Here is a 13370-nt window from a genome sequence, read left to right on the forward strand (position 1 = left end):
GGGAGGAGACCATATATGATCTCGGGTTAATAAATATTTCTCTAGTAGCTATTTTCTCTCCTTTCATCGTTAAATTTACTTGCAATAGACCCTAGGTATTGACGCGAAATTTGCCTTGTTTATTTTACTAATACCAGTTTCATTAATTAAGTGAGCTATTTTAGCCCGTATAAATGATCACTTAGTTTGTGAGATTGGTATAAGGTACTTAAAGAAAATATCAAGCTAGAGTACTAGTTGAAATAATATTGTAAATTATTTCAAAAGGTTAAAAATATCTTAAATCGAATTCAGGTTAACTATTCAATTCATTAAACTACCTTTGCCTCGCTTTAAATTTTGGGTTTGTTTTGCAAATAACATAAACCTTACCTCTGCGCTTTACTATTTTACAATCTGGGTGGCGATTTTTAGCACTCTTTAATGAACTTAAGATTTTCATTTCTTTTCCTTAGATTTTAATTTACCAAATCGATTATTAAATTTAGCAACACGGCCATCCTGAGTTTTAATGCTTTGTTTACCTGTATAATATGGGTGTGATTTACTCGAAACTTCTATAGAGTAATAAGGATAAACAACCCCATCTAACTCAACGGTTTGGCTCGTACTTAATGTTGATCCCACGATAAAGTACTCATCAATAGATGTATCGTGAAAAGCAACCATTTGATATTTTGGGTGGATATTATCTTTCATAATCACCTTGTTTTGATATGTTGTAACATAACTATACATTGATACCTAAATGATAACAAGTCTTATTTGCGTTAATCGTGGGTATACTGCTTCAGCATAGAGTAGTATTAAATTTAAGGATAATTAGCGAGTTATTTAGTAGTTTGAATTTAAAGGTCTACAATAAAGTTATTCTTTTTAGCTAAAGTGCATAACATTTGCTTAAGTAAAGTGAACTGGCTTTATAGTTGTTATCAGAATGATGTGGTTTCTGTCCTGAATTTATGTATAAAATGGATTTTATTATTTTAGTAAATATAGGGGGCGTATTAATGCTTACTTTGAAAAACATGTCTGAAATTTTAAATTCGCTTCCTGATCCGACATTCATTTTAACGAAAGCGGGTCGATATGTTGAAATTTTCGGGGGTAAAGATCTTCGTTATTATCATGATGCAAGTAAGCTAGTTGGTTTGTCTGTTACAGATGTTTTAAATACAGAAAAATCGGATTGGTTTCTTGGTAAAATCAAAGAAGCCTTAAAAACCAATAAGCTTCTTATTACTGAATACAATCTATCAAGAAAAGATGTTAAAGGGTTAGATGATGATGGCCCGAGCAACATCATTTACTTTGAAGGGCGTATTCAACCCCTGAACTTTAGTGTTGAAGGTGAACCAGCTGTATTATGGCAGGCAACTAATATTACACAGCGTTACCAATTAGAAGAAAAGTTACGCACTATCAGTGAAACAGATCCTTTAACAGGGATTTGGAACCGCCGTTATTTTTATCAAATGATTGAAAAACAAAAAGGAGTAGCAAATCGTAGTTTACTTCCTATGTCTTTATTGATGTTAGATATTGATCACTTTAAAGTGATAAATGATCAATGGGGGCATAAGATTGGAGATCTAGTACTGAGTGAAGTCGTTAAAGTGATGCTTGACTGCATAAGAGAATCAGATTTAATTATTCGCTGGGGAGGCGAGGAATTTCTTATTTTTATGGTAAAGAGTGGATTGGCTGCAGCGGCTTGTGTTGCTGAAAAACTTCGCCTGAGAATTGAGAGTTATAGTTTTATAAATGATATTAAAGTAAGAGTAAGCATTGGTTATGTTCAATGGGATACTGTAAATAAAAATATTGAAGAGACTATTGCTAATGCCGATACTGCACTTTACCTTGCTAAAAGTGAAGGGCGTAATTGCATAAAAGCTTATTCTGGTTAATTAACTTCACCCCTAGTTAATAAATTTAACGATGTTAGGTAAAATAGCTTGTTGAGTAACTTTGCTTAACCAGAGCTGGAGTTAACTAATAAAGAGCTGATAAATTCACCTTTGTTTTTTCTGAAAAGCCAGTAAAATAATTAGTTTTTAACTACTCTTTAAAGGTAAGTGATGAAACGCGTAGTTCTATATATTTCAGATAAATGTCCTCATTGTCGAGAAGCAAAAAAATACTTAGATGATAATGGCATTCAATATCGATTAACCAATGCAAAAATGCAGCGAGGTAGAAAAGAGCTTGACGCTATTGGCGCAAGATCGGTACCCGCACTTAAAATTGGTAATGAAGTGATGATTGGTTGGAACCTAAAAGAGTTTAAGAAACTCTATGGTGAAGGTTAGTAAGTAGAATTAACGACTAATTACCTTATATAAATTGATATGTGAATGAGCTGCTTGAAGTCTTGAATTCGGATAATAAATTATTTTAAAACGGCTAACAAATAGGTAATAACATGAGTATTAACTTTACACATTTTGATGAATCATCAGCAAAAATATTAACATTATTAGCACAGAATTTTCCTAAACCAACAGAAGTTGGTTTTCAAAACCTTTACCCCGATGATGAAGGTGATGAAAATAAACGTGCTATACATATCGGCACGTTAGCTTTTTTACGCCATGATGACTTTATTGCTCATGAAGTGGGTAGTGCAGCATCTTTTATTTTAACGGCGAAAGGTCTCGAATTATTTAATGAAAATATTAGTGAGCACATACAAATGCGACTCAATTATTAGCTCACTCATAATGCGTTAACCTTTAACGCATTTAGGCTAAACGATTTAATTGTTCACCTTGTTGAAACGAAAGAATGTTATCAGCTACTAAATTAATTAATCGTTGTTGTGCCTCCATGCTGGCCCAAGCAATATGCGCAGTAATTTTTAAATTAGGTAAACTGCCCATCAATAAAATATGCTCGGCAGCTGGTGGCTCTTGCGTTAAAACATCTAAAATAGCGTAAGCAATGTCCTTATTTAATAAAGCGTCAAACAATGCGTGTTCATCAATTATTGGTCCACGAGCGGTGTTAATGAGTACTGCGCTTTTCTTCATACGCGATAATACATCGCTATTAATACATTGTTCGGTCTCGGGCGTTTGCGGACAATGTAAGCTGATAATATCGGCTTCTCCAATCACTTCATCGAAAGATACTCTTCCATTTCTGACTGTTGTAGCACCTGGGCGTTCACTAATTAATGGTTTCATATTAAAAGCTAAAGCAATCGCTTCAACCGCCTTACCTAAATTACCGTAACCAACAATACCTAAGCTTTTTCCTGCTAGCTCTTGAAAACCGTTACCGTGATAACAAAATACCTCACTTTTTTGCCATAAGCCTTGCTCAGTGTTTTTATTGTGATGGTTTGTTTGTTGATAATATTCAAGTAATTGCGCAAAAACGTATTGGGCAACAGAGGAACTAGCATAACCACTGACATTGGTTACTGCGATATTTAGCTCACGGGCAGCTTCAATGTCCACATTGTTATATCCTGTTGCGGTGATACAAATTAGCTTTACTTGTGGAAGCTTAGCGAGCACTTCTGCGGTTAATAATACTTTATTGGTAATAATAATTTCAGCGTCAGTACAACGCCTTATTACTTCGCTAGGCGAGGTTGTGGCATAACAAATTAATTCGGAGACTTGTTGCTCAATTAATGAAAAATCAATGGTGGGACTGAACGTTTGTTGATCTAAAAATACCGCGCGCATAATGATTACTTATTAAAGGTAAAGAGTAATATTAGTCTAATAAGTTTCTGCGTATGCAGGAAGAGCTAAATAGTTTTAATGCTTAATTTAAGTGTTAGTTAATGTGTTAATTTTAATTAATGAGCTCGTTACGAACTCATTAATATTTTATTTTCATCAAGCTTACTTAAATAACGTTAACTTAAATAGAGTTAACTTAACTATCCAGGACGACCATCTAATCGCCCTTTCATTAACATTGGCGCATAACCAATGATAAATATAGTGAAAGCGAGGATCCAAAAAGCGCCACTCATATCAATAAACATTAAGGTTTTTTCTGGCATGGCCCAAGGACCAAAAGTACGTGCTAGTGCCGCTAAATTAATCAATACAAACGCAACACTCATGGCTTTTGGCGCTATTAATGGACGACCAGTATGCCCTAACGAAACACGGGCTATCATGGCTAAAATTAAGCCGCCCATGCCACCAATCGTTAATAAATGCCAAGCATGATTACTTGGTACTTCAGGAATAAGATAACTAATACCTAATACAAATAAACCAAAAGCGATGAACTTCATGGCGCCATGTAATGACCATAACAATGGCACATTTAAAGTTATCCAAGGTTTCAGCCTAAGCCAACGTACTGTTTGAAATACACTAGCAATAATTAATAACACGCCAAAAAATAATACGGAAAAACCCACAATAGGTTGTAACAACAAACTAAACATAATAATAGCTAAACTACCGTTGGCAGCTTTGTCTAACCAAGGTAATGGTGTGGCTTTTTCAGTTTGAGTACCGTTTGCGGTAAACATTGGCGCAACACGTCCGGCCATAACCGACATTAAGAAAGTAACTAACATAACCCCAGCATAACCAGAATACATAGTGCTAAAGGTTTGTGGGTAGTTTATTGCTAAGTGCATCTCTGCATTGGCAATAGTGAATAATGCTAACAGCGGTACAAAGAATAAATTTCGGTATTGTTTTATCGCTAAAATAGGCTTAGCTAGTACATAAGCAATCGCAGGTAAAAAAAGTAAATCAACAATAGTACTAAGCGTTGTTCCAAGTAAGCTTGGCATACTCATAAATACACGTCCTGCTAACCAGAGCAAGAATAAAAACAATAAAGAGTTACCTTTAGCGCCGCTAACTCCTGTCCAGTTTTGAATAGCCGTTAGTAAAAAACCAGCAATAATAGCCCCGCCAAAACCATAAATCATTTCATGAATATGCCACCAATGCGCGCCACCTAAAGGTGAAAAACTAATAGCACCTCTAAACGTTAATATCCAAAGTATGATCGCGACAACACTAAATATAGCGCCACCTAAAAAGAATGGTCTAAATCCTAAACGTAATAGCGGTGTGATTTTTTGTTCAGTTTCTAAATCAGTTATTTGCATTAAGTGTGAGCCTTATAAGGAAAGTCATTATTATCACTTTTACAATTGTATAAAAATATGAATATTTATACCTGAAATAGATCAAGGAATCGTTAAGTTTTAACGATTCCTATAAAACAAAATGTAGTTTAATTTTTAGTGTATACTTTATCTCTAAACTACTTGTGCATTACTGTTGAACAAATTGTTTAACTTGACCTAATGATGCCGCCCCAACTTGAGTAGCAACTAACTCTCCTGCTTTCATTAATAGCAGGGTAGGAAGTCCTCTAACGCCAAACTTAGCTGCTAACTCTGGGCTATCATCGGCATTTACTTTTATGACTTTAAGATCATTATGATCTTGAGCAACTTGCTCAACAACAGGGGCAAGCATTTTACATGGCGCACACCATGGAGCATGAAATTGAATAAGTATCTTTCCTTCAGTTTGTTCAACAACTTGTGCAAAACCATCGGTATTAACTTCTGTAACTTTATTGATTGTATCTGTGCTCATAATCTTCTCCGTTTACTATATTTTTAAAAAATTTTATTTGTTGCTTAAAGCTCTATCGAAAGTCGTCTCTATCGTTCAACAGCTGTGTTTCAAGCAGTAGAAACAGTGTACTGAAGTTGTTATTACTTTATTAGATGTGTTTAATGAGATACATTGTTCTAAATATGGAACAGTGTGCTGTATTATTGTTTTAAACACGTAATAATAATTTAGTTAAAATAATAAATAAAATAGAGGGAAAGTATGAAACTGAGTAATTTAGATGATTTACACTTATTTGTTACCTTAGTTGAAACAGGTTCATTCACGCGAGCAGCCAAAATTTTAGGTATAGCAAAATCAAAGTTAAGTAGAAGGCTTGCCTTATTAGAAACAAAGCTTGGTTGTGATCTATTATTACGAACTACACGAAAACAAGAGCTTACCGATAGTGGGCGCTTACTGTTTTGTGCAAGTAAAGAACACATAGAAGCCTTAGCAAAAGTTGAAGAAGAGCTTTCGTCGTCATTAAATCAGCCACAGGGCACGTTAAATATTTTATTACCATTAGAGTTTTTTAATAAAATTATTAGTCACTTAATTGGTGATTTTTTAAAAAAATATCCGAAAATAACTTTACACTGTCAGCACTATTCTGGCTCTGTTCCTGAATTCGATCCTAAATTTGATTTATGTTTTGTTTTACATGAACAAGCATTACCATCTACAAATTGGATAGCTAAAGAGTTGTTAAGTTTTCCACAATCTATTTATTTTTCACCGGCAATGTTAACTCAAAGCATTGAAGCCTTACTTAATCCGTTAGGTGATAACTCAAGTGCTAACGTTGGCATTAGTCCGGAAGAACTGAGTCAATATGATTGTATTTTAGAAGAAGAAAATCAGTCTTGGAATTTTAGAAATGGTAATAAAATAGAACAAGTCAATATTACTGGTAAAGTGATGTTATCGAGCCCTGAAATGCGATTTCAAGCGGCAGAACAAGGATTAGGCTTATGTAAGCTACCTAATTATGTTTTGAAAAATAGGCGAGAAAGTGAAGCATTACAAAAACTCACTCTTACTCATCCACCTATTGCACAACGTTTAAGTGTGCTTTACCAAAGTCGAAATATTGCCAGTAAAACCCGTACCTTTTTAGATTACTTTCAAAGTCATGTCGGGCAATTGTTATAAGGTTATTGCAATAATATAATTCATGTGAAAGTAAAAATGAGATAGACCAATACGTGCTTTGCCACAAGCATTAAGCATTGTTATGATGTGATTACTTTTGCAGTTCATTAAACTTTTGAACCGTATATCATTTTTTCATCAGAGTCTTTTATGATAGCAACACCACTTGAACGTATTACCCTTGAGCCTAAATCTACTGCAACAGCCTGTGTTATTTGGCTACATGGTTTAGGTGACTCTGGCGCAGGCTTTGCGCCGATAGTACCTGTTTTAAACTTACCTGATAATCATGGTATTCGCTTTATCTTTCCGCATGCACCTGAGCAAGCCGTTACCATTAATCAAGGTTACGTAATGCGATCTTGGTATGATATTAAGAGTATGGATTTACATAATAGAGCGGATATGGACGGTGTGTTAGCGTCTGAAACACGTGTGCAATCACTTATTCAAGAACAAATTGATTCAGGCATAGCGGCTAAAAATATTGTACTAGCAGGCTTTAGCCAAGGTGGCGTATTGAGTTTGTTTACGGGTTTACGTTACCCAGAAAGTTTGGCCGGAATTTTAGCGTTATCGTGTTATTTACCAACGGCAGATAAATTGCCAGAGCAACGTTCTGAGGCTAATGCGAACACGCCTATTTTACAAAATCACGGTACTCATGACGGTGTTGTGCCAATGAGTGCAGGTAAAATGGCCAATGAGCTATTAACTAAGGCTAATTATGATGTGACATGGAAAACCTACCCAATGGAACATTCTGTATTACCGGAGCAATTAACCGATATATCAAAGTGGTTACAGGCTCGATTACTTGCTTAGTTTTGATGTTTTTTAAGTTAATAAAAGCACTAATACAGGTAATGTAACAGAAAAGGAGTTTACGGATGATCGAGCTAGATTCAAGCTTCAATATCTAACAGAGTCAGGTGTGAATATTAAAGTCAAAGAAGTGAAGTTAACCTTTAATAACAGTGTTAATAGGTTTGTTGTCTTATTCCTAAAATATTGAAAGTATACTAATGAGCAATGTAGATGAATAACGAAGAAACATTAACGGGTAGTTGTTTGTGCGGAGAATGTAAATATGCAATTACCTCGGAGCTAAAACACTTCTTTCACTGTCATTGTATACAATGTCAAAAAATGACGGCTTCAGCATTTGCTGCCAATATTATAGCGGTTCCTACAAAGATTAACTGGCTCTCTGGTGAAGAGAACATAAAGCGATTTGACTATCCAGAACGTGACTTTACACAGGTGTTTTGTATGAACTGTGGCTCTGGTTTACCATTTCTTGATGGCAGGGGAGAATTGTTATTTATTCCTACAGGGACTTTAGATAATGTGCCGAAGATCAAACCTGAAGCCAATATATATTGGACTGAAAGGGCAAAATGGTATGAGCATGGTATAACTGCGCCTAGGCAAGACGCTTGCGATAATATGTAAAGTTATTTATCGCAAGCATCTTACCGTTAGTTCTTTTTCTGTAATTCTTGATGGATGTGTTTCAATCCCATTTTACCCGGACTGCACACATTACTCTTCTCGATAAGACTCTGCAACAAGGTGATGTCTGTTTAATAATTTATAAAATTCCGTTCTATTTCGTTGTGCTATACGCGCCGCTTGTGAAACATTACCCGCGGTGATTTTTAATAACTTTGATAAATAGTCACGTTCAAAGTGTTCTCTTGCTTCTTGAAAAGACGGGAATTGAGTTGAATCATCACGTAAAGCATTTTTTACTACACTCTCACTAATAACACTTTCACTCGATAGTGCGACACTTTGCTCTATAACGTTCTGTAATTGTCGAATATTACCTGGCCACGGGGCACTAATAAGCATTTCCATTGCTTCTTGATTAATACTTTTTATTGGCATATTAGAGCGAGCAACAGCTTGATTTAAAAAGTATTGTACAAGTAATGGAATATCTTCTCGGCGCTGGGCTAAAATAGGTAGCTCTAATTCAACTACGTTAAGTCGGTAATATAAATCTTCTCGAAAAGAGCCTAATTTAATCGCTTTGGTTAAATTGACATGAGTTGCTGAAATTATTCGAACATCAATTTTTATCGCTTGTGTGCTACCAACAGGGCGAACCTCTCGCTCTTGTAATACACGTAATAGTTTCACTTGAAAGCTCAAAGGCATATCGCCAATTTCATCTAAAAATAGCGTACCGCCATCGGTTGCTTGAAATAGTCCTTGGTGGTTTCTTTCTGCGCCGGTAAAAGCGCCTTTTACATGACCAAATAATTCTGACTCAAGTAGTTGTTCAGGAATGGCGGCACAGTTAATCGCGGTAAATACTTTGTCTTTGCGGTTACTTGCTTGATGAATAGCTTTGGCAAGTAACTCTTTACCGGTACCACTTTGGCTATGAATAAGAATACTAAAGTCACTATTTGCTACTTGTTTCGCTTGTTGCAGTAGTGAGGTCATGATTGTACTGCGGCTGATTATACTACTGCGCCATAATTCAGTTTCACTTGCTTCTCTACCGCTTGATGGTTGTAAACGTATTGCTTGTTCAACTGTATCTAATAATTCTTGGCTTTCAAAAGGTTTAGTTAAAAAACTAAATACACCTTGTTTAGTGGCGTTGATGGCGTCAGGAATGGTGCCGTGTGCGGTCATTATAACCACTGGGATATTCGGGTGTAACACTCTTATTTGTTCAAAAAGCGCCATACCGTCCATACCTTCCATGCGTAAATCGCTGATCACTACTTGCGGAATAAAGTTTTGTAATATGCCTAAGGCTATTTTTGCATTGGCAGCAGATTCAACATTATAGCCTGCTGCAGATAAGCGAATACCGAGCAAGCGCAATAGGCTTGGATCGTCATCTACAATCAGGATTTTTGCATTGTTTTTGGGAGAACTATCAGTGTTTAAGCTCATTATCTTCTCATTTTATGGCTTAGCCACGTTGGTTAATATTTTGGTCTATTTGTTTAAGCAGCATTAATTGTTGATTTACATGATTGAGCTGCCCTTGTAACTGTTTAATGTTTTTATTGTTAGCTTCATTTTGTGTAGCAAGCTCTTTTTCTAAACGCTCTTGTTTTTGTAATAAATATAACTGAGAGTTTAATTGGTCTCTTAATAGCATACTAAAAGCCAAATTATCCTGAGTCATGGTGTTACTCACGAGTAGTAATTCATTTAATAAACGTTTTGCTTTATATGGGTGATGAAGTGGTGTACTAGGTAAGCAGTAAATTAAAATAAGTTTGCCTTGGCTTAATGATTTTTGCTCTGTGCTAGTTGCCATTAACTTCTTTTGTTTCGCTTCTTCCGACAATACTTCTGCTTTAGTTAATGACTTTAACCATAAGTAATATTGGTTGTAGTTAATCACCGTGGTTTTTTTCTCTAAAGGTTCAGGATTATCAGCAGATGTTAATTGGCAAGCACTTAATAAACTAGTGAACAAGAGTATTAGTATTACCGAGAAATAAGACTTTAGCTGTACTGTTAACATTGTATTTAATTTCTTAGTATTCATTACGGGTTAATCACTTGTGTGCTCATTGTTGGTGTATTTAGCGGTAATGTAATTGTGACGCAAGTACCACTTTGATTTACAGCGTTAAGCTTTTTCGCTGATGTTATTTTAATGTGGCCATTTAGACGTAATAATAACTCTTTAACAATAGTTAACCCTAAACCACTCCCTTTTATTGGGTTGTTCTCAGGTGGTGTACTTTGATAAAAAGCATCAAATACTTTTTCCGTTAATGACGGCTCAATACCAGGGCCTTGATCAATTATATTAATGGTGAGATCTGTTTTATTACTGTTATAGGAAATAGCTATTGTGCCGTTAATAGGTGAATATTTTATCGCATTTGAAAGTATATTATCTAAAATAACACTGAGTTGTTTACTATTACTGTAAATAATACAAGGACTGCTATCGCATTTTAAGGTTAAATCTTTAGATTTAATATCTAATAACCTAACGGTACAAGCTTCATTAATTAAGTCCGATAAACTAATTTTTTCTAAATGATTTAAACTGGTTGAATCTAAAACAATATTAAAATCGAGTAAATCTTCAATCAAGCGTTGCAATCGACCAACACTGGTACGAATGATATTACAAATTTCTTGTTGGTCATCATTAAGGGAGCCAACACTATTGTCGTAAATAAGCTCAGTACCTTCTCTAATAGCGGCGAGAGGTGTTTTTAACTCGTGAGAAATATGACGAATAAAGCTCGACTTCTGTAATTCTAAGGTGTGTAACCGTTGTCGCATATTCTCTAATGCATCGGCTATCGCAATAACTTCAGCGGAGCCTTGTAGCTTAATTTCTTGCTCAAAATTACCTTGTTCTAATATTTTGATTTTATTAGTAAGTCGCTTAAGTGGTTTAGTAATTAAAACAATAAATATACCAGCAATAAGTAAAGTTAAAGGGATAATAAACAGGCGTTTAAGCATATTGTTACTGATATCTTCAGTGGTATTATGAATAGTAAACACTTGTTGGTTAACTACAAAGTTACTGCGCTTAGCTAGTTGCTCTGTGATCGTATGTAATAATTTAAACTCGCCTTGCAATTGCATTAATGATAAACCATCAACCTTTGTACTGTTCATCAATATCCGCAGCTTTTCATTCTCAACCTTAAGTGATGTTAACTGCTCTTTTAATTGCACATCTTGTTGTTGAGCTAATGTTTCTTTAATGATTGCCTGTAACTTGTTTTGATGACGATTAAATGAATTCAATAATTCAGTATCTTTCAATACCACATACTGACTTGCAGAGCGCTCAATCTTCGCGATGTTCTCGTCTAATTTATTATTAAGTTGTGTTAGTTGTGCAACGTGGTAAATAGCACTAGTGCTGTGTTTAGCCAACTGACTTACCTTATTAGCACTAAATAATAATGCCAACACTAAAGGCATTGTGACAAATACAAAGCCTATTAAGATGAGTTTATTAAGAGATATTTTGTTCAGTAGAGATTGACTAAAAACCAAAAAAAAGTTGATTAATTTATATAACAACACTTTATTTTTTTTTAATTGATAAGAAGTAGTCATGGAATTTAGCGAGGACTCATTAATGATAAATAATTTAGGCTACCCTTTGTATGATAAAAACATCATAAAAACAAGGGTGTCTTTATTTTGAGACAGGTGTGTTGGTTTATGTTTTTAATGTTAAGTTGTTGTAAAATATATATTTATTTGTTTTCATTGAGGAGGTGTGAGTCTACTTAAACTTAATTTGATTATTGTGTTGGTATTTGGAGACACTTTTAACCAGCCAAAGACAATGAAAAACCTAAAATATAAAATTAACCTTTTAAAATCAATGTTTTGAAATTTTGGCACGATGAGTGCTATTAGCTAACTATTATAAATTTAGAATATGTAAATTAAGCTGCATGGAAGCCGCTAATTAACCCTTTATTGTTAAAGCCAAAGAGAAGTAGCATGAATAACATTAGTTTAACGCAAATAAGTGCCTTTGTTGCCGCCGTATGTTTAGTTTCATTTTTCGTTAATGCCGATGAAGAATTAGTCACTTATAACACTGAAGAGCATACTGAGATAGTTACTGAAGTTACAGATAATTCTGTAGAAGTGGATTTAGAGCTTATTGACGAAACTAATGAGCTTGAAAACACTGGTGACAGTTTCACTTTTACGTCGTTAGATACTGATCAAAACGGCAAATTAAGCTTAGAAGAGGTAGCGGCAGGAAAAAATAATTGGTTACTGCGAGCTTTTGATGAAATAGATGAAAATACTGACGCTTCAATCACCGAACAAGAATTAGTTAATTTTGCTACTTATATGGCAAGTAAAGCAACCACTACAGCATCAACTTAATATTCGTTAAGCACGAGAAAAACAAAGAGTAACAATAGTACTCTGTAAAGCTTTAGGGGAGCTCCCAACCCATATCAAATCGACTAGTTTGTTTTCTTAAGGACTGAGAAAAGGGCTTAATAGACTTGTTATAACAATCCACTCCCCTTAGGCCGGCTGCTTTTGTAGTCGGCCTTTTTTATAGCTGTGCATTTAGTATAGGTATTAATTTTTTGGTATTAATATTAAGCTAGCTAACCGGTTTTTCTATTTCATCAATCCCTTCTTGTATCATTTCAGTGACATTTTCTAGCTTTCCAGAGATCACCGTTTGTGCATCAAACAAGCCTCTATTATAAAAATATGCGCCAACTTCTTTGGCAAAAAAATCGAGTAAAAATTCAGCATCAAATTGTCCTAAATCTTGCTCAAGCTCCTTAGCAAAGTAACGTTGAATTTTAGTCACAAGTTGTTCTGTTTCTGCACTAGAAAATTTTATAGTACTCATATTTTTATGGCTTTTAGTTAGTAAGGAAAAAGAAAGATAAAAATATATTATACCTAGGCCAAATAATGAGTCAAAAAACAGAAAAATTAATAGTGTTAATGTTTATCAAGTGAAGTGATCTTCACTTATTTCGGCAGTTAACCAAATGGCTGCGATTAAATTGATTAAAATTGATTAAAGTTAGTACCAAGTCCGTTAAATAACTGATCACCTGTATTGGTTAAAATACTTAAATC

General features: G+C 34.7%; 16 protein-coding genes. 7 read left to right on the plus strand and 9 right to left on the minus strand.

Annotation, left to right across the window (positions count from 1 at the left end):
* Positions 1-316: 316 nt before the first annotated feature.
* Both ykgO and KO502_RS03575 read right to left on the minus strand, forming a co-directional pair.
* Positions 317-442, minus strand: a complete 126-nt coding sequence (gene ykgO, locus KO502_RS03570; protein ID WP_216021190.1) for a type B 50S ribosomal protein L36 — start codon at positions 440-442, stop codon at positions 317-319.
* Positions 439-699 carry a type B 50S ribosomal protein L31 gene (locus KO502_RS03575; RefSeq protein WP_216021191.1) on the minus strand — a complete coding sequence of 87 codons (261 nt, stop codon included), beginning with the start codon at positions 697-699 and terminating at the stop codon, positions 439-441. Before KO502_RS03575 ends, ykgO begins: the two co-directional genes overlap by 4 nt.
* 272 nt (positions 700-971) lie before the next feature.
* On the opposite strand from KO502_RS03575, the gene KO502_RS03580 reads away from it, so the two are divergent.
* The 3 genes from KO502_RS03580 to KO502_RS03590 all read left to right on the plus strand — a co-directional run bounded on the left by KO502_RS03580 (position 972) and on the right by KO502_RS03590 (position 2713).
* A complete protein-coding gene (locus tag KO502_RS03580; protein WP_216021192.1) occupies positions 972-1910 on the plus strand; it encodes a sensor domain-containing diguanylate cyclase in 939 nt (312 codons plus the stop codon).
* Between the two features lie 171 nt (positions 1911-2081).
* Positions 2082-2312, plus strand: coding sequence for a glutaredoxin family protein (locus KO502_RS03585; RefSeq protein WP_216021193.1), 231 nt, complete (start codon positions 2082-2084; stop codon positions 2310-2312).
* A gap of 113 nt (positions 2313-2425) precedes the next feature.
* Complete coding sequence (locus tag KO502_RS03590; protein ID WP_216021194.1) at positions 2426-2713, plus strand: hypothetical protein; 288 nt, start codon at positions 2426-2428, stop codon at positions 2711-2713.
* A gap of 31 nt (positions 2714-2744) precedes the next feature.
* Here the strand turns inward: KO502_RS03590 and KO502_RS03595 are convergent, their stop codons facing one another.
* The 3 genes from KO502_RS03595 to trxA form a co-directional block, all read right to left on the minus strand.
* Entirely contained in the window at positions 2745-3698 is a 954-nt protein-coding gene (locus KO502_RS03595) for a D-2-hydroxyacid dehydrogenase (RefSeq protein ID WP_216021195.1), read from the minus strand.
* Between the two features lie 200 nt (positions 3699-3898).
* Entirely contained in the window at positions 3899-5101 is a 1203-nt protein-coding gene (locus KO502_RS03600; protein WP_216021196.1) for an NnrS family protein, read from the minus strand.
* A gap of 169 nt (positions 5102-5270) precedes the next feature.
* The gene (gene trxA, locus KO502_RS03605) at positions 5271-5600 is read right to left on the minus strand and encodes a thioredoxin (RefSeq protein WP_216021197.1); all 330 of its coding nucleotides are present in this window, start codon (positions 5598-5600) and stop codon (positions 5271-5273) included.
* Positions 5601-5843: 243 nt separating this feature from the next.
* On the opposite strand from trxA, the gene KO502_RS03610 reads away from it, so the two are divergent.
* From KO502_RS03610 to KO502_RS03620, 3 genes are all read left to right on the plus strand, one after another.
* Positions 5844-6776, plus strand: a complete 933-nt coding sequence (locus tag KO502_RS03610; RefSeq protein ID WP_216021198.1) for a LysR family transcriptional regulator — start codon at positions 5844-5846, stop codon at positions 6774-6776.
* A 150-nt stretch (positions 6777-6926) separates the two neighbouring features.
* Positions 6927-7601 carry a dienelactone hydrolase family protein gene (locus KO502_RS03615; protein ID WP_216021199.1) on the plus strand — a complete coding sequence of 225 codons (675 nt, stop codon included), beginning with the start codon at positions 6927-6929 and terminating at the stop codon, positions 7599-7601.
* A gap of 213 nt (positions 7602-7814) precedes the next feature.
* Positions 7815-8231 carry a GFA family protein gene (locus KO502_RS03620; protein ID WP_216021200.1) on the plus strand — a complete coding sequence of 139 codons (417 nt, stop codon included), beginning with the start codon at positions 7815-7817 and terminating at the stop codon, positions 8229-8231.
* A gap of 90 nt (positions 8232-8321) precedes the next feature.
* Here KO502_RS03620 and KO502_RS03625 read toward each other — a convergent pair whose 3' ends face one another.
* The 3 genes from KO502_RS03625 to KO502_RS03635 are packed head-to-tail and all read right to left on the minus strand — an operon-like array spanning position 8322 to position 11666.
* Positions 8322-9695 carry a sigma 54-interacting transcriptional regulator gene (locus KO502_RS03625; protein ID WP_216021201.1) on the minus strand — a complete coding sequence of 458 codons (1374 nt, stop codon included), beginning with the start codon at positions 9693-9695 and terminating at the stop codon, positions 8322-8324.
* A gap of 19 nt (positions 9696-9714) precedes the next feature.
* A complete protein-coding gene (locus tag KO502_RS03630; protein WP_216021202.1) occupies positions 9715-10302 on the minus strand; it encodes a hypothetical protein in 588 nt (195 codons plus the stop codon).
* Positions 10302-11666 carry a HAMP domain-containing sensor histidine kinase gene (locus KO502_RS03635; RefSeq protein ID WP_252730487.1) on the minus strand — a complete coding sequence of 455 codons (1365 nt, stop codon included), beginning with the start codon at positions 11664-11666 and terminating at the stop codon, positions 10302-10304. The genes KO502_RS03630 and KO502_RS03635 overlap by 1 nt, the downstream gene beginning before the upstream one ends.
* A 582-nt stretch (positions 11667-12248) precedes the next feature.
* On the opposite strand from KO502_RS03635, the gene KO502_RS03640 reads away from it, so the two are divergent.
* The gene (locus KO502_RS03640) at positions 12249-12647 is read left to right on the plus strand and encodes a hypothetical protein (protein ID WP_216021204.1); all 399 of its coding nucleotides are present in this window, start codon (positions 12249-12251) and stop codon (positions 12645-12647) included.
* A gap of 229 nt (positions 12648-12876) precedes the next feature.
* Here the strand turns inward: KO502_RS03640 and KO502_RS03645 are convergent, their stop codons facing one another.
* Complete coding sequence (locus KO502_RS03645) at positions 12877-13134, minus strand: DUF2164 domain-containing protein (protein ID WP_216021205.1); 258 nt, start codon at positions 13132-13134, stop codon at positions 12877-12879.
* Between the last annotated feature and the right edge of the window lie 236 nt (positions 13135-13370).

The sequence above is a fragment of the Colwellia sp. E2M01 genome (genome assembly GCF_018860585.1).
Lineage (GTDB): Bacteria > Pseudomonadota > Gammaproteobacteria > Enterobacterales > Alteromonadaceae > Colwellia.

Excerpts from the sequence above, each read along its gene's own strand:
- ykgO (WP_216021190.1), bottom strand. The coding sequence starts at position 442 with ATGAAAATCTTAAGTTCATTAAAGAGTGCTAAAAATCGCCACCCAGAT.
- KO502_RS03575 (WP_216021191.1), bottom strand. The coding sequence starts at position 699 with ATGAAAGATAATATCCACCCAAAATATCAAATGGTTGCTTTTCACGAT.
- KO502_RS03580 (WP_216021192.1), top strand. The coding sequence starts at position 972 with ATGGATTTTATTATTTTAGTAAATATAGGGGGCGTATTAATGCTTACT.
- KO502_RS03585 (WP_216021193.1), top strand. The coding sequence starts at position 2,082 with ATGAAACGCGTAGTTCTATATATTTCAGATAAATGTCCTCATTGTCGA.
- KO502_RS03590 (WP_216021194.1), top strand. The coding sequence starts at position 2,426 with ATGAGTATTAACTTTACACATTTTGATGAATCATCAGCAAAAATATTA.
- KO502_RS03595 (WP_216021195.1), bottom strand. The coding sequence starts at position 3,698 with ATGCGCGCGGTATTTTTAGATCAACAAACGTTCAGTCCCACCATTGAT.
- KO502_RS03600 (WP_216021196.1), bottom strand. The coding sequence starts at position 5,101 with ATGCAAATAACTGATTTAGAAACTGAACAAAAAATCACACCGCTATTA.
- trxA (WP_216021197.1), bottom strand. The coding sequence starts at position 5,600 with ATGAGCACAGATACAATCAATAAAGTTACAGAAGTTAATACCGATGGT.
- KO502_RS03610 (WP_216021198.1), top strand. The coding sequence starts at position 5,844 with ATGAAACTGAGTAATTTAGATGATTTACACTTATTTGTTACCTTAGTT.
- KO502_RS03615 (WP_216021199.1), top strand. The coding sequence starts at position 6,927 with ATGATAGCAACACCACTTGAACGTATTACCCTTGAGCCTAAATCTACT.
- KO502_RS03620 (WP_216021200.1), top strand. The coding sequence starts at position 7,815 with ATGAATAACGAAGAAACATTAACGGGTAGTTGTTTGTGCGGAGAATGT.
- KO502_RS03625 (WP_216021201.1), bottom strand. The coding sequence starts at position 9,695 with ATGAGCTTAAACACTGATAGTTCTCCCAAAAACAATGCAAAAATCCTG.
- KO502_RS03630 (WP_216021202.1), bottom strand. The coding sequence starts at position 10,302 with ATGAATACTAAGAAATTAAATACAATGTTAACAGTACAGCTAAAGTCT.
- KO502_RS03640 (WP_216021204.1), top strand. The coding sequence starts at position 12,249 with ATGAATAACATTAGTTTAACGCAAATAAGTGCCTTTGTTGCCGCCGTA.
- KO502_RS03645 (WP_216021205.1), bottom strand. The coding sequence starts at position 13,134 with ATGAGTACTATAAAATTTTCTAGTGCAGAAACAGAACAACTTGTGACT.